The following is a 26,332-nucleotide window of genomic DNA, read 5'->3' on the forward strand; positions in this document are numbered from 1 at the left end:
CCGGAATACCATGGACATCACCGAACTGCTCGCCTTCGCGGTCAAGAACAAGGCCTCCGACCTCCACCTCTCCGCCGGCCTGCCGCCGATGATCCGCGTGCACGGCGACGTGCGCCGGATCAACCTGCCGCCGCTCGAGCACAAGGAGGTGCATGCCATGGTGTACGACATCATGAACGACGCGCAGCGCAAGCAGCTCGAGGAGACCTGGGAGTGCGACTTCTCCTTCGCCGTGCCCAACCTCGCGCGCTTCCGCGTCAACGCCTTCCAGCAGAACCGCGGCGCAGGCGCGGTGTTCCGCACCATTCCGAGCAAGGTGCTGACCCTGGAGGAGCTCAACTGCCCGAAGATCTTCAAGGAGATCGCCCACCAGCCGCGCGGCATCGTGCTGGTGACCGGGCCGACCGGCTCGGGCAAGTCCACCACGCTGGCGGCGATGCTCGACTACGTGAACGAAAACGAGTACGGCCACATCCTCACCGTGGAGGACCCGATCGAGTTCGTGCACGAATCCAAGCGCTGCCTGGTGAACCAGCGCGAGGTGCACCGCGACACCATGTCCTTCAACAACGCGCTGCGCGCTGCGCTGCGCGAGGACCCCGACGTGATCCTGGTGGGCGAGATGCGCGACCTCGAGACCATCCGCCTCGCCCTCACCGCCGCCGAGACCGGCCACCTGGTGTTCGGCACCCTGCACACCTCATCCGCGGCCAAGACCATCGACCGGATCGTCGACGTCTTCCCCGCGGCCGAGAAGGACATGGTGCGCTCGATGCTTTCGGAGTCCCTGCGCGCAGTGATCTCGCAGACCCTGCTCAAGACCAAGGACGGCCAGGGCCGGGTCGCGGCGCACGAGATCATGATCGGCACCCCGGCGATCCGCAACCTCATCCGCGAGAACAAGATCGCGCAGATGTATTCCTCGATCCAGACCGGCCAGAATATCGGCATGCAGACCCTCGACCAGTGCCTCGTCGACCTGGTCCGGCGCAACGTCGTGTCGGCCGCGGAAGCACGCGTGAAGGCGCAGAACAAGGACAGCTTCGCCGCCTGAGCGGCATCCACCCGCCCGTCCCGGGCAGGAGCACGCAGACCATGGAACGCGACCAGGCCCTCAAGTTCATGCACGACCTGCTGCGGCTGATGCTGCAGAAGAACGGCTCGGACCTCTTCATCACCGCCGGCTTCCCGCCTGCGATCAAGGTCGACGGCCGCATCGTGCCGCAGTCGAACCAGATCCTGCAGCCGCAGCACACCACCGAGCTGGCGCGCGCGATCATGAACGACCGCCAGGCCGCCGACTTCGAGACCCACAAGGAGTGCAACTTCGGCATCTCGCCGGCGGGCATCGGCCGCTTCCGCGCCAATGCCTTCGTGCAGCAGGGCCGCGTCGCCCTGGTGCTGCGCACCATCCCGCAGAAGATCCCCAATTTCAAGGAGCTCGGCCTGCCGCCGGTGCTCACCGAGATCGCGCTCGCCAAGCGCGGGCTGGTGATCTTCGTCGGCGGCACCGGCACCGGCAAGACCACCTCGCTCGCATCCCTGGTCGATTACCGCAACGAGAACACCTACGGCCACATCATCACCATCGAGGACCCGATCGAGTTCGTGCACCAGCACAAGAACTGCATCGTGTCCCAGCGCGAGATCGGCATCGACACCGAGTCCTGGATGTCTGCGCTCAAGAACACCCTGCGTCAGGCGCCCGACGTGATCCTGATGGGCGAGATCCGCGACCGCGAGACCATGGACTACGCGATCGCCTTCGCCGAGACCGGCCACCTGTGCCTGGCCACCCTTCACGCCAACAGCGCCAACCAGGCGATCGACCGCATCATCAATTTCTTCCCGGAAGACCGCCGCCAGCAGCTGCTGATGGACCTGTCGCTGAACCTGCGCGCGATGGTCTCGCAGCGCCTGCTGCCGATGAAGGACCGCAAGGGCCGCGTACCGGCGGTGGAGGTGATGCTCAACTCGCCGCTGATCGCCGACCTGGTCTTCAAGGGCAACGTGCCCGAGATCAAGGACGTGATGAAGCGCTCGCGCGAGCTCGGCATGCAGACCTTCGACCAGTCGCTGTTCCAGCTCTACGAGGACGACCTGATCGGCTACGAGGACGCGCTGCGCAACGCCGACTCGGTGAACGACCTGCGCCTGCAGATCAAGCTCAACAGCCGCCACGGCGACCCCCTCGCGGCCGGCGGCGGCATCCAGAACCTCGGCATCCTGTAGGGCGGGACACCGCGCGCTTTGTTACTCCTGCGGACGCGGCGTGCGCTCGCGGTTGCTGCCGGCCACCATGCGGTACTCGAACAGGCGGCATTCGAGCGCGCCGTTGAAGAGCGGCGTGCGCCGGCTCGCCTTCAAGCCGATGCGCTTGGGCAGCTCGGGGTCGGCGCTGAACAGATAGCAGCGCCAGCCGCCCCAGCGCTGCTTGAGCGCGTCGCCCAGGCGGGGATAGAAGGCGAGGAGTTCCTCCGCCTCGCCGATACGCACCCCGTAGGGCGGATTCGCCACCATCACCCCCGCGGCGGCCGGCGGCGTGCGCTCGAGAACGTCGGCGCGGTCCAGGCGCACGCAGTCGGCCAGCCCGGCCGCGTCGAGGTTCATGCGGCTGCGCCGCACCCACTCGCCGACCACGTCCGAACCGAAGATCGGCAGCACGCGCGCCGGCTTGCGGCGCTGCTCGGCGGCGCGGCGCAGCGCCGCCCAGGCGCCGCGGTCGTGGATGCGCAGGCGCTCGAAGGCGAAACCGCGCCCGAGGCCCGGCGCGATGTCGAGCGCCATCTGCGCGGCCTCGATCAGGAAGGTGCCGCTGCCGCACATCGGATCGACGAAGGCCTCGTCCGGCTGCCAGCCTGTGAGGCGCAGGATGCCGGCGGCGAGGTTCTCCTTCAGCGGCGCCTCCACCGCAGCAGGCTTGTAGCCACGCTTGTAGAGCGGCTCGCCGGTGGTGTCGACATATAGCGTGGCGGTGTCGACGGTGAGGAACAGGTGGATGCGCACCGCCGGGTCGGCGGTATCCACGTTCGGCCGCCGTCCGGCCACCGTGCGGAAGTGGTCGCACACCGCGTCCTTCACCCGCAGGGTGATGAACTCGAGGCTCTTGAGCGGCGACTTCTGCGCGGTGACGTAGATGCGGATGGTGTCGTCGGCGGTGAACCACTTCGCCCAGGTGACGCTATAGGCGAGCTTGTAGATGTCGACCTCGGCGCGATAGCGCCCCTGCCCCACCCGCCACAGCACGCGGGTGGCGAGCCGGCTCTCGAGGTTGGCGCGCCGGCAGGCGTCCCAGTTGCCCTCCCAGCTCACCCCGCCATGCACCGCGCGCGCCGCGCGCGCGCCGAAAGTCACCAGCTCTTCGGCCAGCAGCGCCTCGAGGCCGCGCGGGCAGGGGGAAAAGAAGGTTTCGGCCATGTCGGGCTCCGGGCGGACAAAAACGGATTGTACCTAGGAGTCTGCGCGGCAGAAGCCAAGCGTCGGTGAGTTAAGTCCTCGCGGGCGTTTCGGGGCCGGTAGACTGTCGAGATGACGAGCTATCTGCCCTATTGCCCGCAGCAGCAGATGCTGCTGCCCCAGGCGCTGCAGGAGTGGCTACCCGAAGGCCACTTGGCGTACTTCATCAGCGACGCGGTCGACGGGTTGGATCTGAGCGCGTTCCACGCCCGGTATGCCGGTGGCGGACCGCGCAACCAGCCGTTTCATCCGGCCATGATGGTCAAGGTGCTGCTGTATGCGTACGCCACGGGCGTGTTCAGTTCGCGCAAGATCGCGCGCAAGCTGCACGAGGATGTGGCGTTCCGGGTCCTGGCGGCAGACAACTTCCCGGCCCACCGCACGCTGAGCGACTTTCGCGCGGTCCATTTGAAGGAGCTGAGCGAGTTGTTCGTGCAGGTGGTGCGACTGGCCCGCGAGATGGGGCTGGTCAAGCTCGGGACGGTGGCCATCGACGGCACCAAGGTCAAGGCAAACGCCAGCCGCCACAAGGCGATGAGTTACGGCCATATGGTGAAGGCGGAGGCCGAGTTGAAACGGCAGATCGAGGCGCTGCTCAATCGGGCCAAGGCCGCCGACGACGCCGAGCGGAACGAGCCCGAGTGGGATGTGCCGGCCGAGATCGCGCGGCGCGAGGCGCGGCTGACGGCGATTGCTGAAGCCCGGGCGCGGCTCGAGCAGCGCCAGCGCGAGGCCGATCAGGCGCGCGGGCGCAGCGACGATGACGAGCGTCGCCCGCGCGGCGGTGACGGCAAACCGAAGGGCGGGCGCTACAAGCGCGACTTTGGAGTGCCCGAGGACAAGGCGCAGGAGAACTTCACCGATCCGGACAGCCGCATCATGAAGCGCGCCGGCGGCGGTTTCGATCCGAGCTACAACGCCCAGACGGCGGTCGACGAGACCGCCCACATCATCGTGGCGGCCGAGCTGACCAACAACGCCAGCGACGCCGGGCAACTGGCGGGGGTACTGCAGGCCGTGCGCGACAACGTCGAACACCGACCGCGCCAGGCGCTGGCCGACACCGGCTACCGCTCGGAGCAAACGTTCCGGGAACTCGACGGGTGCGGGACCGAACTGGTGGTGGCGCTGGGCCGGGAAGGTAAGCGCCGACTCGGCTTCGATCGCGAACGCAATCCGCACACCGCGCAGATGGCCGACAAGCTCGAGAGCGAGGCGGGCAAGAGCGCCTACCGAAAACGGAAATGGATCGCCGAACCGCCCAACGGCTGGATCAAGAACGTGTTGGGATTCCGGCAGTTCAGCCTGCGGGGCCTGGAGCGCGTCAAAGCGGAGTGGAAGCTCGTCTGTATGGCGCTGAACCTGCGCAGGATGAGCACATTGAGGACGGCATGACGGGAAAAGGGGGCAAACCTGTCCCCGTTGCCGTCCGGCATGCGCGCCGCGCCGTCGCAAAGCAACTTGACCACGGCCTCAGTCTCGTGCCGCACCTCGCGGTTCGCCAATCATTCTGCTAGAAAACACGCTCTGGAGTTCTGCCGCGCAGACTCCTAGTGGGCCCATGCGCCGCAGCGCGATCCCCGGGAAGCCGACAAAACGCGGCCCCGCAGGCATGCGATGCCGGTCGGGGCCGAAGCGTCCCGGGCCGAAGGGATGGGCGGCCCGGACGAGGGAGAGGAGATGGCGGGCCCGCTCAGGGGTGCCCGGACTTGCCCGCCTTGACGTCGTGGTACCACTGCTCGTGGTGCTCGCGCGCCCAGGTCTCGTCGACGTAGCCGGTCTTCATCGACTCGTAGGCGCCTTCGGCGCCGAGCGTGCCCATGTAGATGTGGCCGAAGGCCAGCCCCAGCATCAGGATGGCGCCGATCGCATGCACGATGTTCGCGGTCTGCATGTCGGCACGGCTCCAGTCACCCAGGTTCGGGAAGTCCATGATCAGGCCGGAGATCGCCACGGTGAGGCCGAGGAAGGTGACGCCGAACCAGAACCAGGTCTTCTCGCCGAAGTTGAAGCGTCCCGAAGGCACGTGGCTGCCGTCGAGCAGGCCGCCGGCGCGGCGGATCCACTGCGCGTCGATCGGCCGCCAGACGTTGTCGCGCAGGAAGGCGAAGAACATCAGCACCACGAAGACCCCGAACAGCGGACCGACGTAGTTGTGCACCAGCTTGCCGGCGTTGAGCAGCAGGCCCAGCCCGCCATGGCCGATGAGCGGCAGCAGCACGTGCTTGCCGAACAGGATCGCCACTCCGGTGACGGCAAGCAGCAGGAAGCTGATCGCCGTGCCCCAGTGCACGAAGCGCTCGAAAGCCGAGAAGCGCAGCATCTTGCGCCCGGTCTTCTGCCCGTGCAGCTTCATCGTGCCCTTGACCAGCCAGAACAGCAGGATGGCCGAAGGCACGAGAATGAGCAGCCAGCCGCCGTAGAGCGTGACCGGGCCGTTGCGAAGCTGGCGCCAGGTGTTGCCCTCGCTCTGGATCAGCACACCGGCCTCGGGGCTGCGCGAGAGGGTGAAGTGCTCCTCGCCCGAGCGCACCGCGCGCCACACCGGCGCGTTGTTGAGCGGGCGCTCGACCTGGCGCTCGGCCTGGTCCGCCGCGGTACTGCCGTGCTGCGGCGCTGCCGCCTGCAGCGGCAGCGCCGTCGCCCACAGCATGAGCGCGAGCAGCAGCACGGCGAGCCAGCCGCCGCGCTGCCCCCGCATCGCGTGTGTCGTCATGACGATCTCCTCACTGGATGCGGTTGTACTCGTTCTGGCCGCGGGAACGCTCCTTGAGCGCCTTCTCCCAGGCCGCGCGGTCGCCCTTGAACTCGCCGCCTTCCCAGGGGCGGGCGTCGGTCTTGCCGCGGTACTGGCCCTGCTCGTACACCGTGACCTGCGGCACCTCGCTGCAGGCCGACAGGCCGAGCAGCGCAGCGCCGGCCAGCGTCGCGAGCGCGATCGACTTCAGCTTGCCGGTACTCATGACTGCCCCTCCCGCTTGCGTTCCTGGTTGCGTTCCTGTTTGCGCTCACCGCCGCCGTAGGCCGCATCCCAGCCCCACACCTCGGCGCCGGTGCCGCGGCGCAGCACGCGCTCGCGGAAGATGTTGGCCACCACGTCGGCGTCGCCGGCGATCAGCGCCTTGGTCGAGCACATCTCGGCGCACAGCGGCAACTTGCCCTGGGCGAGGCGGTTGGAGCCGTACTTCTCGTACTCGGCGGCCGAGCCGGTCTCCTCGGGGCCGCCGGCGCAGAAGGTGCATTTGTCCATCTTGCCGCGCGCACCGAAAGCCGCCGGGCCGTTGGGGAACTGCGGCGCGCCGAACGGACAGGCATAGAAGCAGTAGCCGCAGCCGATGCACTTGTCCTTGTCGTGGAGCACCACGCCGTCTTCGGTCTTGTAGAAGCAGTCGGTCGGGCACACCGCCATGCAGGGCGCGTCCGAGCAGTGCATGCAGGCCACCGAGATCGAGCGCTCGCCCGGCACGCCGTCGTTCATCGTCACCACCCGGCGGCGGTTCACGCCCCAGGGCACCTCGTGCTCGTTCTTGCACGCGGTGACGCAGCCGTTGCATTCGATGCAGCGCTCGGCGTCACAGAGGAATTTCATGCGTCCCATTGTCTATTCTCCTCAGGCCTTGCTCACGCGGCACAGGGTGGTCTTGGTTTCCTGCATCATGGTCACCGAGTCGTAGCCGTAGGTGGTGGCGGTGTTGACCGCCTCGCCGCGCACGACCGGGGCCGCACCCGCGGGGTAGAACTCGAGCATGTCCTTGCCCTGCCACCAGCCGGAGAAGTGGAAGGGCAGGAAGACCGTGCCCGGCGCCACGCGCTGGGTGACCTGGGCGCGCACCTTGAGCCTCGCCTTGGTGGGCGACTCGACCCAGATGTACTCGCCATTGCGGAAGCCCGCGTCGTTGGCGTCCTTCGGATTCACCTCGGCGAACATCTCCTGCTGCAGCTCGGCCAGCCAGGGGTTGGAGCGGGTCTCCTCGCCGCCGCCCTCGTACTCGACCAGGCGTCCGGAGGTCATCACCAGCGGGTAGTCCTTCGAGATGTCCTTCACCTTCTCCTGCATCGACTTGTACAGGGTGGGCAGGCGCCAGAACTTCATCTTGTCGTCGTGGGTCGGGTACTTGGCGACCATGTCCGGGCGCGGCGAGTAGATCGGCTCGCGGTGCTGCGGGATGGGGTCGGGGAAGTTCCACACCACCGCGCGCGCCCTGGCGTTGCCGAAGGGGTGGCAGCCGTGGTTCTTCATCGCCACGCGGATGATCCCGCCCGAGGGGTCGGTCTTCCAGTTCTTGCCCTCGGCCGCGGCCTTCTCGGCGTCGGTGAGCTCGTCCCACCAGCCCAGTTTCTTCAACAGCACGTGGTCGAACTCGGGGTAGCCCATCTGCAGGTCGGCGCCCTTGGAGGCCGAGCCCGCGCCGGCGAGCAGCGACACACCGTCCTTCTCCACGCCGAAGTTGGCGCGGAAATTGCCACCGCCGTCCATCACGTGCTTGGAGGTGTCGTAGAGGTTGGGCGTGCCGGGGTGCTTCATCTCGGGCGTGCCGTAACACGGCCACGGCAGGCCGAAGTACTCGCCGTCGCAGGGGCCGCCCACCGCCTTCAGCGTCTTGACGTCGAAGGTGTGCATGTTCTTCATGTGCAGCTTGAGGCGCTCGGGCGACTGGCCGGTGTAGCCGATCGTCCAGGTGCCGCGGTTGATCTCGCGCAGCGTGTCCTCGATGCTCGGCTCGTCCCAGCCCTGGGCATCCTTCTCGAGCTTGATGTTCTTCACGAACTGCTCGGCCCAGCCGAACTTCTTCGCGAAGGCGTACATGATGGTGTGATCGGGCTTGGACTCGAAGAGGGGCTCGATGACCTTCTCGCGCCACTGGATCGAGCGGTTCGACGCGGTCGCCGAGCCGTGGGTCTCGAACTGGGTGCAGGCCGGCAGCAGGTACACGCCGTCCTTCCGCACCATCGCCGCCATCGCCGCGGTGGCCGACGGATAGGGGTCGATCACCACCAGGGTGTCGAGCTTCTTCATCGCCTCGACCATCTCGGCGCCGCGCGTCTGCGAGTTGGGCGCATGACCCCAATACACCACCGCGCGCAGGTTGCCGGCGGGCTGGTCGATGAGGTCCTTGTTCTCGAGCACGCCGTCGATCCAGCGCGACACGGTGATGCCGGACTTCTCCATCAGCTCCTGCGAGACGTAGCGACCCTTGACCCACTCGTAGTCCACGCCCCACACGTTCGCCCAGTGCTTCCACGAGCCGGTGGCGAGGCCGTAGTAGCCGGGCAGGGAGTCGGGGTTGGGGCCGACGTCGGTCGCGCCCTGCACGTTGTCGTGGCCGCGGAAGATGTTGGCGCCGCCGCCCGACTTGCCGATGTTGCCGAGCGCGAGCTGCAGGATGCAGGAGGCGCGCACCATCGCGTTGCCGATCGAGTGCTGGGTCTGGCCCATGCACCAGACGATGGTGCTCGGGCGGTTCTCGGCCATGGTGCGGGCGGCGAGCAGCATCTGCTCCGCGGGCACACCGCAGGCTTCTTCCACCTTGTCCGGCGTCCACTTGGCGAGCACTTCCTCGCGGATCTTGTCCATGCCGAACACGCGGTCGTCGATGTACTGCTTGTCTTCCCAGCCGTTCTGGAAGATGTGGTACAGCAGGCCGAACAGGAAGGGAACGTCGGTGCCGGAGCGGATGCGGATGTACTGGTGGGCCTTGGCCGCGGTGCGGGTGAAGCGCGGGTCAACGACGATCATCTTGGCGCCGTTTTCCTTGGCGTGCAGGATGTGCAACAAGGACACCGGGTGCGCCTCGGCCGCGTTCGAGCCGATGAACAGCATCGCCTTGGCGTTCTGCATATCGTTGTAGGAGTTCGTCATCGCGCCGTAGCCCCAGGTGTTCGCCACGCCCGCCACGGTGGTGGAGTGGCAGATGCGCGCCTGGTGGTCGGTGTTGTTGGTGCCCCAGAAGGAGACGAACTTGCGCAGCAGGTAGGCCTGCTCGTTGTTATGTTTCGACGATCCGATGAAATACACCGCGTCGGGGCCGGACTCCTCGCGGATCTTCAGCAGGCGGTCGCCGACCTCGTTGAGCGCCTGCTCCCACGAGATCTTCTGGTACTTGCCGTCGACCAGCTTCATCGGATACTTCAGGCGGTATTCACCGTGGCCATGCTCGCGCAGCGCAGCGCCCTTGGCGCAGTGCGACCCGAGGTTGATCGGCGAGTCGAACACCGGCTCCTGATGCACCCACACGCCGTTGCGCACCACCGCGTCGGCGGCACAGCCCACCGAGCAGTGGGTGCACACGGTGCGGCGGATCTCGGCCTTGCCCTCGGCGCGCGACACGCCCGCGGGCGCCGCGGCGTCGGCGGCGCCGATGAAGTTGTAGGGCAGCTGGGTGGCGAGCGCGCCGGCGCCCACGCCCAGGCCGGAGCGCTTCAGGAAGGCGCGGCGGTCCATGGTCTGGCCGAGCTGGCGCGCGGCGGCGCCGCGCAGGCGACGCGCGCTGGTGGCGGCGGTCGCGGATTTCTTCGTCAACATCCTCGCGTCCTCCTCAGATCCGCGTCGTGCGGTAGTAATTGCGCATGTGCTCGCTCACGCCCTGGTCGGCGACCTCGCGGCGCGCCTCCTCGACCACCTTGGCGGTGACAGGCGACGCCTGGGCGGCGGTCGCGGCCAGCGTGGCGGCGCCAGCGGCACTGCCGGCACCGATCGCGGCCAGGAAGTTGCGGCGCGACAGCTTGGTGTTTTCGTCCTTCATCCTCGCTCTCCCCTCATTCGCGGCGCAGGCGCCCGCCCGCCCCGCATCGTGTCCATGGCGGCCGCGCTCAGCGCGCTTCCGCCTCCAGCATGTCGAACGCCTCGCGCTCGATGTCCATGAAGGCCGCCAGCAGGCCGCCGACCTTCGCGTAGAAATCCGCCCCCGGCGCCGCCGCAAGCGCGCCGGCGAACTGCGCGTACCAGGGCGCGAGGTGGCGGCCGAAGAAGCGCCGCTGGCGCGCCAGCCCCGCGTCGTCCGGCCCGGTCAGCACCAGGTGGCGCATGACCTCGGCGAGTGCGGCGATGTGGTCCTCGGTCTCGGTCACGCCCGCGCGGCGGCCCAGGCCGAGTTCGGCGAGGTCGTCGCGCAGCTCGGCGAGCGGCTCTTCCTGCAGGAAGCCGGTCAGGTACCAGGAGCCGTTGCACATCACCTCGGGCTTGCCGACGCTGACGAACAAGGCGTCGAACTCCTCGGCCACCGCCTGCAGCGGCATCGTCTGCGCCGCCGCGCCCAAAGCGGCCCAGGCACGCGGCAGCTCGCCGCCCTCGCCGCCGAGCGTCCGCCCCGCCTGCGCGAGCGCCGCGAGCAGCGCAGCGTCGGGCGCGGCGTGGAACAGACGGGCGATCAGCGCGTAGTGCTCGGCGCGCGCGCGGTCCTCGTCCGACCAGGTCGGCTGGGGCTGGATGGAAATGCTGGCGTTCGCGGCTGCGCTCATTCGGAGTCGTTCATTCAGTGAGGTCCCAGGCCTTGACGGCCGTTTCGGCCTTCATCATGTCGATCACCCGGCAGTCGGCGCACATGCGCAGGCGCGCGCGCTCGGCCTCGCCGGCGAACATGGCGTGGCCGGACAGGCGGGCGATCATGGATTCGATCAGCGGCGCGGCGCCCATGGCCTTGCCGCAGGCGGTGCAGTGGAAGATGTCGGCTTCGCGCAGGGCGCGCGCGCGGCGCGCACCTTCGGTGCCGTACTCGCCCGGCAGCAGGCGCGGCTCGAGCGTGATCGCGGACTCCGGGCAGGACGCCTCGCACAGGCCGCACTGCAGGCAGTTCTTCTCGACGAACTCGAGGCGGTAGGCGTCGCTGGCGGCGCGCAGCGCGCCCGCCGGACAGGCGCCGGTACAGGACATGCACAAGGTACAGGCGTCGGATGCGATCACCTGGCCGAAGGGTGCGCCCGCGTTGAGCGCGATCGCCGCCGGCAGGCCCGCAGGCGTGGTCGTGGCAGGCGCGTGGGCGACCAGATGGCGGAGCGCGAAGTCCAGCGTCTCGCGCTTCTTCGCCAGCAACCGGAAACGCGCGGGTTCGGCGACGGTCATCGCCGGAGCCCAGTCGTACAGTGCGCGCTCGAGCGCCTGCCAGTCGTCGGCGTCGGCCTCGATCACGCGCAGGTGTTCGCCGCCGTAACCCAGGGCGGAGAGGATGGCCTGGCCATGACCCGCCTGCGCCTCGAGCGGCGCGGCGTCGTGGCTGCCGGCGGCGAGCACCGCCACCTGGCAGGCGCCGAGCGCGAGGCTGCCGAGCATCAGGTCCAGCCCGACCGCGTCGGCGCTCCACACCTCGACCGGGATCACCCGCGCCGGCAGGCCGCGGCCGCGGCGCGCGAGGCGGGCGATCGCGGCGCTGCCGGCCTCGGCGGAATGAAACAGCAGGCAGGCGTCGGTGCCGCCGGCGCGCGCGTATTCGGCGAGCAGGGTCTTCACGCGCTGGCCGAGCTCGGGCACGCGCGGATACTGGAAGGACAGCGCGCCCGAGGGACACACCGTGCTGCAGGTGCCGCAGCCCTTGCACAGATACGGGTCGACCGCGATCACGTCGCCGTTCGAGCGGATCGCCGCGGTGGAACAGGACTCGATGCAGTTGCTGCAGCCGGTCTTCTTCGCCCGGCTGTGCGCACACAGGGCGGCCTCGAAGGCTACGTAGCGCGGCTTCTCGAACTCGCCGACGAACTCCCCCAGCGCCTGCACCGCGAGCGCCTGCTCGAAGGGATCGCGCCCAGGCGCGGCGTAGCCGTCGGGCAGCTCGACGCGACGCAGCAGCGGCTCGGCCGACAGGTCGAGCACGAGGTCGAAGCGTTCGCTGCGCGCGCTGTCCTGGCGCGCGAAGTCGATCGCGCCGATCTCGCCACAGGCGGCGACGCAGGCGCCGTGGCTGCGACAGGCGTCGACATCGACCTGCAGGTCCCAGCCGATCGCGCCCTCGGGACAGGCCTTGACGCAGGCGTTGCAGCGCACGCACAGCTCGAGATCGATCGGGTTGTGCTGCGTCCACTCCAGCTCGAAGGCGCCGAGGTGGCCGCCGAGCCGCACCGGCCTGCCCGACCACACCGGGTACGCGTTGACCGCCGGCAGCTCCACGTCCTTCGAGCGCGCGGTGATCAGCACCGCCGGCTCGAAGCTGCCGGCCAGGCGCTCCGCCCAGCCCAGCGCCGCGCCCGCCTCGCCGATGATCAGCAGGCTGCGCCCGGCGCTCATCTGCACCGCAGCCACCGGCTCGGGGTCGGCCAAGGTGGTGGCCGCCGCGATCAGCGCGGCGAGCTTGGGCGTTGCCGCCGCGGACTCGGCCGACCAGCCGGCGTGCTCGCGCAGGTTGAAGAAGCGGATGCGCTCGCCCGCGCCGGCTTCCTCCGCGAGTTCGCCGAAGAGCGCGGTTTCCTGCGTACAGGCGACATGCACGGTCTTCCCGCCTGCGAGCGAAGTTTGCAGCGCCGGGAGTTCGACGCCGCAGAGCGCGTGATGACACTGCATCGCGACATCCGTGCCCGCGGCAAGACGCCCGGCGTCGAGCGCGAAGCTGCGGTTGCAATCGCACAGGTGGATACGGGAGGTCGGGTCGCGGCGTTCGCTCATGTGTTCTTCCATCGATTCCCTTACGCAAAGCAGTTCATAGGCCAGCCGGAGACTCAGGGAAGACCGCAGGAATCCCCGAAAAGCCATGCCTCGGCGATATCCGGAATCGACGCACGACAATTTGTCGCTCAGGGTGCGTTTTGTCCCGACTCTTGCGGCGGCTCCGACGACACCGCGCCCGACAGATCGTCGACGCATCGCCCACCCGGAGCAGTCGCAGCTTGCGCAGGCGCGCACTCCACCGCAGCGGCCGGTTCCGCGGTGGTCCCCCGTCCCCGCTCGCCGTCGACGGGCGCCGCGTCGACAAGCGCCGTCGCCCCCTCGGGAGCGGGCTGTGCCGTCGCGTCGTCCATCAGCCATTCGCGCGCATGCTGGAGCTTCGCCAGGATCTCCGGCGGGATCGGGTCGGGCTGCGAGTAGTCGTCGATGTAGATGTCCAGCCCGTCCATGCGATTGAAGTGCGGGTCGGAGAACAGTTTCTGCAAGGCCTTGCGACGCAGCGCCTCGCCCACCTCTTCCTTCAGGAAGGCGGTGAAATCCGAGGACAGCGACAAGCTCTCGACCGGCGGCAATTGCGCCTCGGCGCCCCCCGCCGCATCCGCCGCCGCATCCGGTGTGGCCGGCGCGCGCGGCAGCGGATCCGCTGCGTGCGTGCGCAGCGGCGCGGGCGGAGCGCCCGCCGGCTGCGCTGCAGCCTCGGCCTGCGCTACCGCGGCGAGCTTGCGCCGCGACCAGCGCGAGAGAAAGCCGCGGCTCACGTCCGTCTCCGGTCCAGCCCGAGCGGATCGTTGCGCTTGACCTTCTTCTTCGGCTCCGGCTGGTAATGCGTGTTCACGAAATCCCCCACCCAGTCGGCGATCTCGCGCGGCATCGCCACGCCATCGACCTGCTCGCCCGAGTCCAGCCAGCGCGCGGCCTCGCCATAGCTCACCGAAACCGTCGCCGGCCGGGCGAGCTCGCCGTCCATGCGCCACAGCACGAAGACCTTGGGGATGGGCGCGGTGAGGTTGGCGAAGTAGTTCTCCGCCTCGTCGCGGAAGAGCTCGAGCGCGAAGCCCCCGCAGCGCCACTGGCTGCGCTCGGGCTCGTCGACGATGCGCCGTGGCGCCGGCGCGGCGTCGTCGAAGGCCGGCACGACCCCCACCGCCTCCCAGGCGGCATCGACCCAGGGGTTGTTCAGGCGGCGGCGCTCCATGATCACCGCGATGGGGAATTCTTTCATCCTGCTGCACCCGCAAAGGAAGGTCCATGTCTTTCTTAGCATAAGCGCCCGCCGCGCCGTGCGCGAGCGTGGAAACCCGCGGCACGGACCTCAGGCGCCGCGATCGCGACTCGCGTCGCTCCCACCAAGCGGCCGCCGCACCTTCGGAAATCGCGACTTGCGTCGCTCCCACGATGTCCGACCGCCGCGCGTGCGGGAATCGCCACGTGAGTCGCGATCCGCGGTAGCGAATTCCGTGTCGGGGCGAGGCCGCGAGTGCAGGCGGCGCGCGCCGCCGTGGTCCCGAGGGCGGATCACCGCAGCGACCGCACGGCCGGATTGGAGCCGCGACTCCGCCCATGCCTCGCCGGACTTGCGGCTACAATCGCCTGCTCGCGCATCCCCGGCCCCGCCCCGATGACCCCTCCCCACCGTCCCCTGCTGAGCCAGGCCCGCCGTCCACTCACCATCGAGATCCCCGCGGTCGATGAACGCGGCGACACGGTGCCGACCTCGATCGCCGGCGAGCATCCACTCACGCTCTACGTCGACAAGCGCGAGATCGTCACCCTGATGACGCTCGGCGCCGCCCCCGAGGCGCTCGCCATCGGCTGGCTGCGCAACCAGCGCCTGGTGCGCAGCCTGGACGAGATCGCCGCGGTGCAGGTGGACTGGGATACCGACGCGGTCGCGATCACCACGCGCGCCGGCATGCAGGACGCCGAGCGCAAGCTCGGCAGCCGCACGGTCACGACCGGCTGCGGCCAGGGCACGGTGTTCGGCGGACTCATGGACGAGATCGACCAGATCCGCCTGCCGCACGATCGCCAGCTGCGGCAATCCACCCTCTACGCCCTGATGGACGCCGTGCGCCACCACGAGTCCATCTACAAGCAGGCCGGCGCGGTGCACGGCTGCGCGCTCGCCAGGGCCACGCCCGGCGGCTGCGAGATCCTGATGTTCTTCGAGGACGTCGGCCGCCACAACGCGGTGGACGCGATCGCCGGCCAGATGTGGCTCGACGGGCTCGATGGCAGCGACAAGATCTTCTACACCACCGGCCGGCTCACCTCCGAGATGGTGATCAAGACCGCGCAGATGGGCATTCCCTTCCTCGTCTCGCGCTCCGGCCTCACCCACATGGGCTGGCAGATCGCGCAGAAGATCGGCCTCACCATGATCGGCCGCGCCCAGGGCAAGCACTACCTGCTGTTCTCCGGCGCCGACCGCTTCGAGCGCGACTGAAGCGCCACCCCCTCCCACGCACGAAGAGCTCCCACCATGCCTCCCTCCCCAGCCCCCCGCCCCGCCGACCGCCGCATCACCGGGATCCTGCTCGCCGGCGGCCAGGGCAGCCGCATGGGCGGTGTGGACAAGGGCCTGGTCGAGCTCGCCGGGCGGCCGATGGCGGCACACGCGCTCGAGCGCCTCGCCCCCCAGGTCGACGCGCTGCTCATCAACGCCAACCAGAACCTTCCGGCCTGGCAGGCCTTCGGCCATCCGGTGTTCGGCGACGACATCGGCGGCTTCGCCGGCCCGCTCGCCGGGCTCCATGCCGGGCTCCTGCGCGCGCAGCATCCCTTCGTCGTCACCGCGCCCTGCGACTCCCCGTTCCTGCCCGCGGATCTGGTCGAGCGCCTGGCCGCCGCACTCCACGCCGCCGACGCCCAGCTCGCCGTCGCCAAGACCTTCGGGCAGCCGCACCCGGTGTTCTGCCTGTGCCGGCGCAATCTCGCCGATCACCTCGGTGCCTTCCTCGCCGCCGGCGGACGCAAGATCGACCGCTGGTACGGCAGCCTGAAGGTGGTCGAGGTCGCCTTCGACGACGAGGAGGCCGCCTTCCGCAACGTCAACACCCGCGACGAGCTGGCCGAGGCCGCCCGCGACCTGCCCGCCGCCGCCGCGGGCGCGCCGCGCGGATGAGCGCGCGCCCCGCGCAGCCGGCAGGCACCGACGCGGCATCCGCGACCTGCCTCAACGCACGCGAGGCCGCGGCCTTCCTGCAGCTCAACGAGAAGAAGCTCTACGAACTCGCCAACAGCCGCGAGATTCCCGCCGCCCGCGTGGGCGGCAAGTGGCTGTTCCCGCGCGCACTGCTCGAGGAGTGGCTGCTCGAGCAGGCGCATGGCGGCGCACTCAGCGACCGGCTGTTGATCACCGGCAGCGACGACCCACTGCTGGCCGCCACGGTGGGCGCGCTCGCTCCCGTGCTGGGGGGCGATGCCTTCGTCGCCTACAGCCCCACCGGCACCCTGCCCGGGCTCGAGCTGCTCGCGCGCCGCCGCGCCAGCGTGTGTGCGCTGCACTGGGGCGGGGTGGAGCACAGCCTGCAGCAGCACGCCATGCTGCTGCGCCGCTTCGCCCCGCATCGCCATTGGGCGCTGGTGCGCCTGGCGCTGCGCGAGCAGGGCGTGATCCTGCGCCGCGGCCTGGCGGTCGACGGCATCGAGACGCTCGCCGCCTTCGACTATCGCTGGGCGATGCGCCAGGCCGGCGCGGGTTCGGCGCACTTTCTCGAGTCCGTGCTCGCCAGCCGCGGTTTCTCGGCGGCCGACTGCAGCGTGGTCGCCACCGCCCGCAGCGAGCGCGAGGCCGCGGCCCTGGTCGCACGCGAGGACGCCGACTGCGCGCCCGGCACGCGCGCCGCAGCGACCGAGTTCGGCCTCGGCTTCCTGCCCTTGGGCTGGGAGGCCTTCGACCTCGCGCTGCCGCGCGACGTGATGTTCCGCCGCCTCTTCCAGGATCTGCTCGCCGCGCACGGCGACGCGCGCTCTCAGGCGCTGGCGCACCGGCTCGGCGGCTACGACCTCGGCCCGCTCGGGCGCGTGCTCGGCCTCGACTGAGGGCGCGGCACGCGCGGCCTCAGTGCAGCTTGACGTGGGGCTCGGTGCGGCGCGTGATCATGCGCGCCAAGGTGTCGAGCGTCACCTTCACCCAGCCGTGCAGCGCCAGTTCGTGCATCTTGTACAAGGAGGCATACATCAGGCGCGCGAACCAGCCCTCGATGAACAGGTCGCCCCTGGCGAGCCCGCCCATCATGTTGCCCACCGTGCTGAACTCGCCCAGCGACACCAGCGAACCGAAGTCCCGGTAGCGGTAGTCCTGCACCGGCTTGCCGGCGAGGCGGCGCTGCAGCTGCGTGTACAGATGCGAGGCCTGCTGGTGCGCGGCCTGCGCGCGCGGGGGCACGAAGCCGTCCTTTTCCGGCCACGGGCAGGCGGCGCAGTCGCCCATCGCGAAGATGTCGTCGTCTACCGAACTCTGCAGGGTCTGCCGCACCACGAGCTGGTTGATGCGATTGGTCTCCAGCCCGTCGAGCCGGGTGAGGAAATCGGGCGCCTTCACCCCGGCCGCCCACACCACCAGCTCGGCGGGCAGGACGCGACCGTCGGCCAGGCGCACGCCATCGGGCAGCACCTCGGCCACGCGTGCGTCGGTATTCACTTCCACACCCAGCTTGCGCAGCAAGCGCTCGGTCGATCGCGACAGGCGCTCGGGCAAGGCCGGCAGCACGCGCGGCGCGGCTTCGATCAGGGTGAGCCGGACGTCCTTTTCGGCATCGACGCGGTCCAGCCCGTACGCCACCACCTCGCGCGTGGTGTGGTGCAACTCGGCGGCAAGCTCGACGCCGGTAGCGCCGGCACCGATGATCGCCACATGCAACTGCCCGGGGCGCAGCGGCGAACGCTGGGCGTGGGCGCGCACGCACGCATTGACCATGCGCACATGGAAACGCCGCGCATCGGCGACGGTCTCGAGCTTGAGCGCATGCTCGCGCACCCCCGGCGTGCCGAAATCGTTGCTGAGACTGCCGACCGCGATCACCAGCGTGTCGTAGGGGAAGGAACGCGCGGGCGTGACCTCCTTGCCGTCTTCATCGACGAAGGGGGCGACGTGGATCTCGCGCCGGCTGCGGTCGAGCCCGATCATCTGCCCGATGCGGAAGCGGAAGCCATGCCAGTGCGCCTGCGCCAGGTAGGGCACCTCGTGATCGCCGATGTCCATGCTGCCGGCAGCGATCTCGTGGAGCTTGGGCTTCCACACGTGGGTGCGCTTGCTGTCGACGAGGGTGACCTCGACCCGCCCGCCGCGGCCGAACTTGCGCCCCAGGCGTGTCGCCAGCTCCAGTCCGCCGGCGCCCCCGCCGACAATGACGATGCGGTGGGGCGTCCCCGCCGTGGTCTTTTCGATCCTCATTACCGTCTCTCGAGAAAATAATTAATCTCGAGAATCCTAACAGAGCATTCGCCCTGCCATACCGGGCGTTCGCATGGATGCAACAGACTGGACCGACCTCGCCCGCACTACAGGTGCAGATGGTCCGCGATGAAGTCGGCCACCTGCACCGGGTCGTTGAGGTCCAGCCGCGGCAGCGGTGCGGGCAACTCGGCGTCGGTCGCGATGGCGACGATGTGCGGATCGTGCGGATACAGCAGCGGCTCGGCGAGCCCCCGGCGATGCACCTCGATCTTGGGGATCGCCGCGCGCTTGAAGCCCTCGACCAACACCAGATCGCACGGTCCGAGGTGGGCAAGCAGCTCGTCGAGCGTCGCCTCGGGCCCGCCGCGCAGCTCGCGTGTCAGCGACCAGCGCTGGTCCGAGCTCACCATGACCTCGCGGCAGCCGGCCTGGCGATGGCGCCAGGAGTCCTTGCCGGCGTGGTCGATGTCGAAGCTGTGGTGGGCGTGCTTGACCAGCGACACCACCAGGCCGCGCGCGCTCAGCGCCGCGATCACCTGCTCCACCAGCGTCGTCTTGCCGCTGCCGGACCAGCCGGCGAAACCCATCACTTTCATGTCGCTTCCGTTTGTCCTGTTCCGTTCTCCCGTCCGCCGGGCGGCGGCGCGGGGTCCTTGCGATACACCGGCTCGGCGAGCAGGCTCACCGTGAAGGCCGCGCCCCGCCCGGGCGCGCTGTCCACCTCGATGCGGCCGCCGTAGCGCTCGACCAGGGTGTGGCTGATCGACAGCCCCAGCCCGGTGCCTTGGCGCTTCTTGGTGGTAAAGAAGGGATCGAAGATGCGCGCCAGGTCCTCGGCACGGATGCCGCCGCCGGTGTCGCGCACCGTGATGCGCACGCCGCGCGCATCCTGCCGCGGGTCGCGGTCGACCGTCTCCAGCGTCAGCGTACCGCCGGCCGGCATGGCCTGCACGGCGTTGACGATGAGGTTGATCAGCACCTGCTGCAGCTCCTGCAGGTTGATCTGCACCCGCGCGGTGGCGGCCAGGCGCTGCACCACCTTCACCTCGGCGCGCGCCAGATGCTGGCGCGTCAGCACCAGGCAGTCGGCGAGCGCGGCGTTCACGTCGACGTCCTCGACGTAGCCGGCGAACTCGCCCGGACGGGCGAACTGCAGCAGCTTGGTGACGATCAGGCGGATGCGCCCGACCTGCTCGTGGATCAGGCGGATCTCGTTGGCCACCGGCTGCGCCGCGGGGCCGAGTTCCTCGCGCAGCAGGTCGAGATTGCCCTGGATCACCGCGGTGGGATTGCTGATCTCGTGCGCGACGCCGGCGGTGAGCTCGCCGATCGCGGCGAGCTTCTCGCTCATCACCAGGCGGTGCTGTGCGGCGCGCAGCTCGGCGTTGGCGTCGGCGAGGTCGGCGGTGCGCTCGGCGACCTTGCGGTCGAGCGAGGCGTTGAGCGCCTGCAGCTCGGAGCGGCGCGCGGCCTGGTCGTCGAGCAGGTGGTCGAAGGCGGTAGCCAGGCGGCCGAGCTCGTCGCGGCTGGCGACGTCGCCGACGCGCGCCTGCTCGTCGCCGGCGTCGATGCGGCCGATGGTGGCGTGCATGCGCTCGATCGGGCGGAAGATGCCGCGCGCCCAATACAGCGTCAGCAGCGCGCCGGCGGCGCTGACCAGCAGCGCGAGCGCGCCGACCACCAGCAGGGCCATGCGCTTGGCGGCGCGGAAGGGCGCCTCGAGGAAGCCGACGTAGAGCATGCCGACGCGTTCGCCACGGCTGTCCACCACCGGCTCGTAAGCCGACACGTACCAGTCGTTGACCACGAAGGCGGTCTCCAGCCAGGTACGCCCGTGGTCGAGCACATGCGTGCGGACCTCGTCCGAGGCGCGCGTGCCGAGCGCGCGCGCGCCCTCGAACAGGCGCACGTTGGTGGCGATGCGCACATCGTCGACGAAGAGCGTGGCGGTGCCCTCGCTGCCCTCGGGCAGGCTGCCCTCGCGGTAGACGATGGCGTTGAGGGTATCGACGAAGTCGAGGTTGCCATTGAGCAGCACGCCGCCTTCGAGCACCGCGACCAGGTTGCCCGCGGCGTCGAGCACCGGGGCCGCCGCGTGCACCACCAGGCCGCGCTCCTCCTCGCCGCGCGAATCCGGCCGCGCGCGCGCCGTGGCCACCAGGGCAAGGCGGGCACGCTCACGCATGCCGGCGTCGATCGCCGCGAGCTCGGCGGGTGCGAAGCGCTCGACGACGCTGCCGCCGCGGGCGCGGATCGCCTGCTGCACGACGGGCCATCCACCACGCGCGCTCCCCGCCGCCAGCGCGGTCGACGCATGCAGCACGCGGCCATTGACGTCGAGCAGGTTGAGGAAGTCGAGCGCGAGTCCGCCCTTGCGCGCACCGAGCAGCGCGGCCACCGCTTCCGGACTCTCGTGCGCCAGGGTCTGCGCGAGCGCATGCGAGCCGGCGAGCCCCTGCACGCCGTTGCCGACGCCGTCGATCACGCGCTCGAAGTAACCGTGCGCGGTCGCCAGGTCGCTGGCGACCCGCGACACCATCAGGCGGTGGTAGTAGACCTCGCCCCAGTACCACAGCACGCCCATGATCAGCGGGAAGCCCAGCATCAGCGGCGCGAGCACGAGGGCGAGCAGCTTGGCGCGTACCGAGCCGCGCAGGCGTTCGGCGAGCCTCATCGCCCCGCTCCCGCACCGGGCCCCGCCATCCGGCGCAGCCTGCTCGCCCCGACCCCCGCCACGCTCAGGCCCGCCGCTCCGCACGCGCGGCCGCGGCGTCCTCGAGCGCCCACTCGGCGAACTTGCGCTCCAGGGTCTTGCGCGACACGCCCAGCCGGCGCGCGGCCTCGGTCTTGTTGCCCTCGCAGGCGGCGGTCACACGCTCGATGTGGCGGCGCTCGACCTCGGCCAGGCTCGCCTCCAGCTCGCCCGCCGGCGTCGGCAGGGCGGTCGGTGCGGCGGTCGGTGCGGCGCTCGGCTGCGCCGGGAAGTGGCCGAGAATCAGCGAACGCTCGATGTAGTTGCGCAGTTCGCGCACGTTGCCAGGCCAGGTGTAGCCGGCGAGCCGGCTCACCACCTCGTGCGAGAGCGGCAGCGGCGGCACGCCGAGCTGGACGGAAAACTGCTGCATGAAGTGGCGCATCAGCTCGGGGATGTCCTCGGTACGGTCGCGCAGCGGCGGCAGGCCGATGTCCACCACCGCGAGGCGGTAGTAGAGGTCCTCGCGGAAGCGTCCGGCGCGCACCTCGGCGGCGAGGTCGCGGTTGGAGGCGGCGATGATGCGTACATCCACCGGCAGCTCGCGCTCGGAACCGACCGGGCGCAGCTTGCGCTCCTCGAGTACCCGCAGCAGCCGGGTCTGCATCGCCAGCGGCAGCTCGCTGATCTCGTCGAGGAAGAGCGTGCCGCCGTGGGCGTAGTAGAACAGGCCGTTGCGGTTCTCGGTGGCGCCGGTGAAGGCGCCCTTGACGTGGCCGAAGAGCTCGCTCTCGATCAGCTCGGAGGCGATCGCCGCGCAGTTGAGCGGCACGAAGGGACGCTGCGCGCGCGGGCTGGTCCGGTGCAACGCGCGCGCCACCACCTCCTTGCCGGTACCGGATTCGCCCAGCAGCAGCACCGTGCTCGGCATCTGCCCGACGCGGCGCACCAGCGCGCGCAGCTGCTCCATCGCGGGCGAGTGGCCGATCAGCCCGGTGGGCTCGGCGCCCAGGCCGGCGAGCTCGCGGCGCAGCACGAAGTTCTCGCGCGCCAGGCCGGCACGCTCGAAGCAGCGCTTGATCGAGTTGAGGATCTGGTCGACGCGGAAGGGCTTGAGGATGAAGTCCGAGGCGCCGCCGCGCAGCGCGTCGATCGCGGTCTCCATGTCGGCGAAGGCGGTGATCAGGATCACGTCGCCGGCATAACCATGCTCGCGCAGCTCGTGCAGCCACTCGATCCCCGACTTGCCAGGCAGGGCGATGTCGAGGACCAGCAGGTCGAAATGCAGACGCGCCATCAGCACCGCGGCGTGCTCGGCATCGGCGGCCGACTGCACCATGCCGCAGCGGCGCGCGAGCGTGCGCTCGAGGAAATTGCGCATGCCCTCCTCGTCGTCGACCACCAGCACCGAGTGCGCCGGCCACTGGTAGTCGGCGAGCTCCACCGGGCGCGCGGGCTCGGCGCGCCCGACTCCGCCTTGCGCGAGCGCCTTCGCCTCGTCGCCCCGCACGCCGCGCGCCATCTGCACGTCGTCCCCGCCGCCCCCGATCCGTTTCGCGACCATGTTCAGAAGGGCTTCAAGACCACGAGGAACACCACCACGAACAGCACCAGCACCGGGATCTCGTTGAAATAGCGGTACCACACGTGGCTGCGCGTGTTGCGTCCCTCGGCGAAGGCGCGCATCAGGCGGCCGCAATACAGGTGGTAGGCGATCAGGAACACCACCAGCAGGGTCTTGGCGTGCAGCCAGCCGCCGGCGAAGTCGTAGCCGAACCACAGCCACAGGCCGAGGCCCACGGCGAGGATGCCGAGCGGCGTCATGAAGCGGTAGAGCTTCATCTCCATCATCGCCAGGCGCTCGCGGGTGGCGGCGTCCTCGACCATGGCGTGGTTGACGAACAGGCGCGGCAGGTAGAACAGGCCTGCGAACCAGCTCACGACGAAGACGATGTGAAAGGCCTTGAGGGTCAGCATGCGGGAAAGGGCTCCAGGTTCGATCGGGGAAGTTCGCCCGCGGCGCGGCAAAGCGCCGCGGTTCAGACGGGAACGGTCGCGGCGCGCAAGCCGTCGGCCACCGTCGGATAGCGCAGGTGCAGGCGCAGTTCCCGCTTCAGCCGGCGGTTGTCGAGGCGGCGCGACTCGCTCATGAAGGACAGCGCGAGCGGCGACAGGTGGCGGACGATCTCGGCGCGTGCCATGCGTGGCGGGCGCGCCAGGCCGAAACGCTCGGCGACCGCGTCGAAGTACTCGCCCATGCGCAGGCCGGAGTCGTCGCTGGCGTTGTAGGCCCGCCCCGGCCCGGCACGGAACAGCGCCAGGCAGGCGATGCGGGCGAGGTCCTCGGCGTGGATGTGGTTGGTGTGCACATCCTCGTCGGCGGCGAGCACCGGATCGCCGCGACGCAGGCGCTCGAGCGGCAGACGGTCGGCGGCGTAGATGCCGGGCGCGCGCAGCAGGGCGACCCGCACCCGGTTACGGCGGCCGAAGGCGCGCAGGCGGCGCTCGGCATCCACCCGTCGGCGGCCGCGCGCGGTCTGCGCCCGGCACGGCCGCGTCTCATCCACCCGGACACCTGCGCAGTCGCCGTAAACCCCTGTCGTGCTTATGTATACCACCCCCTGTGGTAGACTCGATCGACCTACCAGCGCGGCCAGCAGCCGCGCCATGCGCGGGTCGCCCTCGCCCGTCTGCGGCGGCGGCGCGAAGTGCAGCACCGCGTCGGCGATGCCGGCCAGGCGGCGCAGGCTGCGGCGGTCGTCGAGGTCGCCCGCGACCGGCACCGCGCCGAGCGCACGCAGTTCGGCGGCCGCCTCGGGCTGGCGGACGAGCGCGAAGACACGAAAGCGACGCACCAGCCATGGCAGCGCGCGGCGGGCGACGTCGCCGCTGCCGACGATCAGTATCCTTTTCATCGTTCGATTATCTCACGCACCATGAGCCACCGGATTTCCCTCCAGCCCGGCAACCACTCCTTCGAGGCCGACGACGACCAGACCGTGCTCGAGGCCGCGCTCGCCGCCGGCCTGCTGCTGCCGCACGGCTGCCGCGACGGCGCCTGCGGCGCCTGCAAGGGTCGCGTGCTCGAGGGCGAGGTCGAGCACGGCGAGCACTCGCCCGGCGCACTGAGCGAGGCCGAGCGCGCCGAGGGTCTGGCGCTGTTCTGCTGCGCGAAGCCGCTCGGCGACGTGATGGTGCAGGCACGCAGCGTGACGCGCGCCGGCGACATCCAGGTGAAGAAGCTGCCCTGCCGCGTGCAGAAGCTCGAGCGCCTGGCCGAGGACGTGATGCGGATCGAGCTCAAGCTGCCCGCGAGCGAGAACTTCGCCTTCCGCGCCGGCCAGTACATCGACATCCTGCTCGCCGACGGCCAGCGCCGCAGCTTCTCGATCGCCAACGCCCCGCACGACGCCCGCCATCTCGAGCTGCATGTGCGCCGCATCGACGGCGGCCGTTTCACCGGCCACGTCTTCGAGACCATGATGGAAAAGGAGATCCTGCGCTTCGAAGGGCCGCTGGGCAGCTTCTTCCTGCGCGAGGACTCCGCGCGTCCGATCGTGCTGGTGGCCGGCGGCACCGGCTTCGCACCGATCAAGGGCATCGTCGAGCACGCGATCCGGCTCGGCCTGCAGCGCCCGATCACGCTGTATTGGGGTGCGCGCCGGCGCGACGGGCTGTATCTCGACGCGCTCGCACGCGCCTGGGAGGCGGTGCTGCCCGGCCTGCGCTACGTCCCGGTGCTCTCCGACGAGGCCTGGGCGGGACGCGGCGGCCTGGTGCACCAGGCGGTACTCGAAGACTTCGCCGACCTTTCCGCGCACGAGGTCTATGTCTGCGGCGCCCCCGCGATGGTCGATGCCGCACGCGCCAGCTTTCACAGCGAACGCGGCCTGCCCGAGGACGCGTTCTTCGCCGACGCCTTCACCTTCGCCCAGCCCTCCGCCCGATGACCCGGAACGCCCGATGAGCCAGACCACCCTGCTGACCCGCGAGCCGGTCGTCAACAAGAACCGCGCGATCACCGCCAACCGCCTGATCGCCCACGGCCCCAACATCGCCTCGGTGGTCGAGGCGCTCTCCGCCCAGGCCGCGGTGTGGCCGACCCACCATCCGGTGTTCGTCAGCCTCGGCCGCCTGGTGCCGACGCCCGAGATCATGGAGTGGGCGATCCCCGGGAACGTGGCGATCGAGATCCCGGTGCAGACGCTCGCCCATCCGCACACCCAGGCGCTGATGGCGCGCCTGCGCGATGCCGGCATCGGCATGTGCCTCACCTGGTTCCAGCCCGAGGTCGCCCTGCCCGCCGGCCACGACTGGCGTTTCGTGCTCATCGACGCGCGCCGCCACCCTGCGCCCACCGGCTCGCCCGGCCTGAGCCTGGCCTGGGGCCTGGCTGACATCGGCGCCTTCCGCCAGGCCGTCGCGGCGGGCTACGACGGTGCCTCGGGCTGGTTCTTCCTGCACGGCAACCCGCCCGCCAAGAGCCTCACGCCGGGGCATGCGCAGATCGTGCGGCTGCTCAACCTGGTGCGCAACAATGGCGACATCCGCGAGATCGAGGGCGTCCTCAAGCAGGACGTGGCGCTCTCCTTCAAGCTGCTGCGCTACATCAACTCGGCCGGCTTCGGCCTCATGGTCGAGATCCAGTCCTTCCGCCACGCGGTCAGCATCCTCGGCTACGACGCCCTCAACAAATGGCTGTCGCTGCTGCTGGTCACCGCCAGCCGCGACCCCAGCGCCCCCGCGCTGATGCAGACCGCGATCGCGCGCGGCCGCTTCATGGAAGAGATCGGCGGCGGCTTCTTCGATGCCGTAGAGCGCGACAACCTCTTCATCACCGGCGCCTTCTCGCTGCTGCACACCCTGCTCGGCACCTCGATCCAGACCCTGCTCGAAGAGATGAACCTGCCGCCGCGGGTGAGCGAGGCGCTCCTCTACGGCCAAGGCGACTTCGCCCCCTTCCTGCACCTTGCGCAGTGCTGCGAGAGCTTCGACCCCAAGGCCTTGCAGGCGGCGGTGGACCAGCTCCACCTGAGCTGCGAGCAGGTCAATCGCGCACAGCTGGTCGGGCTCGGTTTCGCCGACAGCCTGCACGGCTGAACCTCGTCCAGCGCCGCACCCCGTTCGTCATTCCCGCTCGACCGCCACATCGTTCACGGCAAGGGGAAGGGCCGACGGGCTAGAATCCGTCGGC

The 26,332-nt window shown here is 69.9% G+C and carries 24 protein-coding genes; 8 read left to right on the forward strand and 16 right to left on the reverse strand.

The features are described 5' to 3' along the window. The first annotated feature begins 10 nt into the window (after positions 1–10). Both ACZ5PP_RS10240 and ACZ5PP_RS10245 read left to right on the forward strand, forming a co-directional pair. Positions 11–1,054: a type IV pilus twitching motility protein PilT gene (locus ACZ5PP_RS10240; RefSeq protein WP_004309695.1), complete on the forward strand. Its 1,044-nt coding sequence runs from the start codon at positions 11–13 to the stop codon at positions 1,052–1,054. A gap of 41 nt (positions 1,055–1,095) precedes the next feature. Beyond that, entirely contained in the window at positions 1,096–2,232 is a 1,137-nt protein-coding gene (locus tag ACZ5PP_RS10245) for a PilT/PilU family type 4a pilus ATPase (RefSeq protein WP_004309696.1), read from the forward strand. 21 nt (positions 2,233–2,253) lie between these two features. On the opposite strand, the gene ACZ5PP_RS10250 is transcribed toward ACZ5PP_RS10245, so the two are convergent. Then, positions 2,254–3,417 (reverse strand): THUMP domain-containing class I SAM-dependent RNA methyltransferase, encoded by a 1,164-nt coding sequence (locus ACZ5PP_RS10250; RefSeq protein WP_464827028.1) that lies wholly within the window; start codon positions 3,415–3,417, stop codon positions 2,254–2,256. A gap of 111 nt (positions 3,418–3,528) precedes the next feature. Between ACZ5PP_RS10250 and ACZ5PP_RS10255 the strand changes: the two genes are divergently transcribed. Beyond that, complete coding sequence (locus tag ACZ5PP_RS10255) at positions 3,529–4,851, forward strand: IS1182 family transposase (protein ID WP_004301215.1); 1,323 nt, start codon at positions 3,529–3,531, stop codon at positions 4,849–4,851. A gap of 298 nt (positions 4,852–5,149) precedes the next feature. Here ACZ5PP_RS10255 and ACZ5PP_RS10260 read toward each other — a convergent pair whose 3' ends face one another. The 9 genes from ACZ5PP_RS10260 to ACZ5PP_RS10300 form a co-directional block, all read right to left on the reverse strand. Continuing rightward, on the reverse strand, positions 5,150–6,172 hold the full coding sequence (locus ACZ5PP_RS10260; RefSeq protein WP_012586081.1) for a formate dehydrogenase subunit gamma: 1,023 nt from the start codon (positions 6,170–6,172) through the stop codon (positions 5,150–5,152). Positions 6,173–6,182: 10 nt separating this feature from the next. After that, complete coding sequence (locus tag ACZ5PP_RS10265; RefSeq protein WP_004323744.1) at positions 6,183–6,419, reverse strand: hypothetical protein; 237 nt, start codon at positions 6,417–6,419, stop codon at positions 6,183–6,185. Continuing rightward, positions 6,416–7,054: a formate dehydrogenase FDH3 subunit beta gene (fdh3B, locus tag ACZ5PP_RS10270; RefSeq protein ID WP_464827029.1), complete on the reverse strand. Its 639-nt coding sequence runs from the start codon at positions 7,052–7,054 to the stop codon at positions 6,416–6,418. The genes ACZ5PP_RS10265 and fdh3B overlap by 4 nt, the downstream gene beginning before the upstream one ends. Before the next feature lie 12 nt (positions 7,055–7,066). Then, the gene (locus ACZ5PP_RS10275; protein WP_043745043.1) at positions 7,067–9,979 is read right to left on the reverse strand and encodes a formate dehydrogenase subunit alpha; all 2,913 of its coding nucleotides are present in this window, start codon (positions 9,977–9,979) and stop codon (positions 7,067–7,069) included. A gap of 13 nt (positions 9,980–9,992) precedes the next feature. Further along, positions 9,993–10,199 carry a twin-arginine translocation signal domain-containing protein gene (locus ACZ5PP_RS10280; RefSeq protein WP_004323741.1) on the reverse strand — a complete coding sequence of 69 codons (207 nt, stop codon included), beginning with the start codon at positions 10,197–10,199 and terminating at the stop codon, positions 9,993–9,995. A 67-nt stretch (positions 10,200–10,266) separates the two neighbouring features. After that, entirely contained in the window at positions 10,267–10,914 is a 648-nt protein-coding gene (locus tag ACZ5PP_RS10285) for a TorD/DmsD family molecular chaperone (RefSeq protein WP_004323740.1), read from the reverse strand. Between the two features lie 10 nt (positions 10,915–10,924). After that, a complete protein-coding gene (locus tag ACZ5PP_RS10290) occupies positions 10,925–13,045 on the reverse strand; it encodes a 4Fe-4S binding protein (RefSeq protein WP_464827030.1) in 2,121 nt (706 codons plus the stop codon). Positions 13,046–13,173: 128 nt separating this feature from the next. Next, positions 13,174–13,803 carry a DUF3306 domain-containing protein gene (locus ACZ5PP_RS10295; protein WP_464827031.1) on the reverse strand — a complete coding sequence of 210 codons (630 nt, stop codon included), beginning with the start codon at positions 13,801–13,803 and terminating at the stop codon, positions 13,174–13,176. Next, on the reverse strand, positions 13,800–14,267 hold the full coding sequence (locus tag ACZ5PP_RS10300) for a DUF3305 domain-containing protein (RefSeq protein WP_004327934.1): 468 nt from the start codon (positions 14,265–14,267) through the stop codon (positions 13,800–13,802). The genes ACZ5PP_RS10295 and ACZ5PP_RS10300 overlap by 4 nt, the downstream gene beginning before the upstream one ends. Before the next feature lie 396 nt (positions 14,268–14,663). On the opposite strand from ACZ5PP_RS10300, the gene ACZ5PP_RS10305 reads away from it, so the two are divergent. Genes ACZ5PP_RS10305 through ACZ5PP_RS10315 form a run of 3 tightly spaced genes read left to right on the forward strand, consistent with a single transcriptional unit; the run spans position 14,664 to position 17,089 of the window. After that, on the forward strand, positions 14,664–15,491 hold the full coding sequence (locus ACZ5PP_RS10305; protein ID WP_004327932.1) for a formate dehydrogenase accessory sulfurtransferase FdhD: 828 nt from the start codon (positions 14,664–14,666) through the stop codon (positions 15,489–15,491). Between the two features lie 36 nt (positions 15,492–15,527). Then, on the forward strand, positions 15,528–16,169 hold the full coding sequence (mobA, locus tag ACZ5PP_RS10310; protein WP_287478084.1) for a molybdenum cofactor guanylyltransferase MobA: 642 nt from the start codon (positions 15,528–15,530) through the stop codon (positions 16,167–16,169). Then, positions 16,166–17,089: a helix-turn-helix transcriptional regulator gene (locus tag ACZ5PP_RS10315; protein ID WP_040829653.1), complete on the forward strand. Its 924-nt coding sequence runs from the start codon at positions 16,166–16,168 to the stop codon at positions 17,087–17,089. Before mobA ends, ACZ5PP_RS10315 begins: the two co-directional genes overlap by 4 nt. Before the next feature lie 19 nt (positions 17,090–17,108). On the opposite strand, the gene ACZ5PP_RS10320 is transcribed toward ACZ5PP_RS10315, so the two are convergent. From ACZ5PP_RS10320 to ACZ5PP_RS10345, 6 genes are all read right to left on the reverse strand, one after another. Continuing rightward, complete coding sequence (locus tag ACZ5PP_RS10320; protein WP_043745035.1) at positions 17,109–18,443, reverse strand: NAD(P)/FAD-dependent oxidoreductase; 1,335 nt, start codon at positions 18,441–18,443, stop codon at positions 17,109–17,111. 107 nt (positions 18,444–18,550) lie between these two features. After that, positions 18,551–19,042 (reverse strand): molybdopterin-guanine dinucleotide biosynthesis protein B, encoded by a 492-nt coding sequence (mobB, locus tag ACZ5PP_RS10325; protein ID WP_043745032.1) that lies wholly within the window; start codon positions 19,040–19,042, stop codon positions 18,551–18,553. Then, positions 19,039–21,120 (reverse strand): sensor histidine kinase, encoded by a 2,082-nt coding sequence (locus tag ACZ5PP_RS10330; protein WP_273423978.1) that lies wholly within the window; start codon positions 21,118–21,120, stop codon positions 19,039–19,041. Before ACZ5PP_RS10330 ends, mobB begins: the two co-directional genes overlap by 4 nt. 64 nt (positions 21,121–21,184) lie before the next feature. Next, the gene (locus tag ACZ5PP_RS10335; RefSeq protein WP_043745024.1) at positions 21,185–22,702 is read right to left on the reverse strand and encodes a sigma-54-dependent transcriptional regulator; all 1,518 of its coding nucleotides are present in this window, start codon (positions 22,700–22,702) and stop codon (positions 21,185–21,187) included. Positions 22,703–22,704: 2 nt separating this feature from the next. Continuing rightward, positions 22,705–23,115, reverse strand: coding sequence for a CopD family protein (locus ACZ5PP_RS10340; protein ID WP_043745021.1), 411 nt, complete (start codon positions 23,113–23,115; stop codon positions 22,705–22,707). Positions 23,116–23,177: 62 nt separating this feature from the next. Then, the gene (locus tag ACZ5PP_RS10345) at positions 23,178–24,053 is read right to left on the reverse strand and encodes an SDR family oxidoreductase (RefSeq protein WP_043745019.1); all 876 of its coding nucleotides are present in this window, start codon (positions 24,051–24,053) and stop codon (positions 23,178–23,180) included. A 21-nt stretch (positions 24,054–24,074) separates the two neighbouring features. Between ACZ5PP_RS10345 and ACZ5PP_RS10350 the strand changes: the two genes are divergently transcribed. After that, on the forward strand, positions 24,075–25,088 hold the full coding sequence (locus ACZ5PP_RS10350; RefSeq protein ID WP_043745016.1) for a CDP-6-deoxy-delta-3,4-glucoseen reductase: 1,014 nt from the start codon (positions 24,075–24,077) through the stop codon (positions 25,086–25,088). 13 nt (positions 25,089–25,101) lie between these two features. Continuing rightward, the gene (locus tag ACZ5PP_RS10355; protein ID WP_273423977.1) at positions 25,102–26,238 is read left to right on the forward strand and encodes an EAL and HDOD domain-containing protein; all 1,137 of its coding nucleotides are present in this window, start codon (positions 25,102–25,104) and stop codon (positions 26,236–26,238) included. Positions 26,239–26,332 lie beyond the last annotated feature (94 nt).

The sequence above is a fragment of the Thauera sp. DNT-1 genome (genome assembly GCF_055393985.1).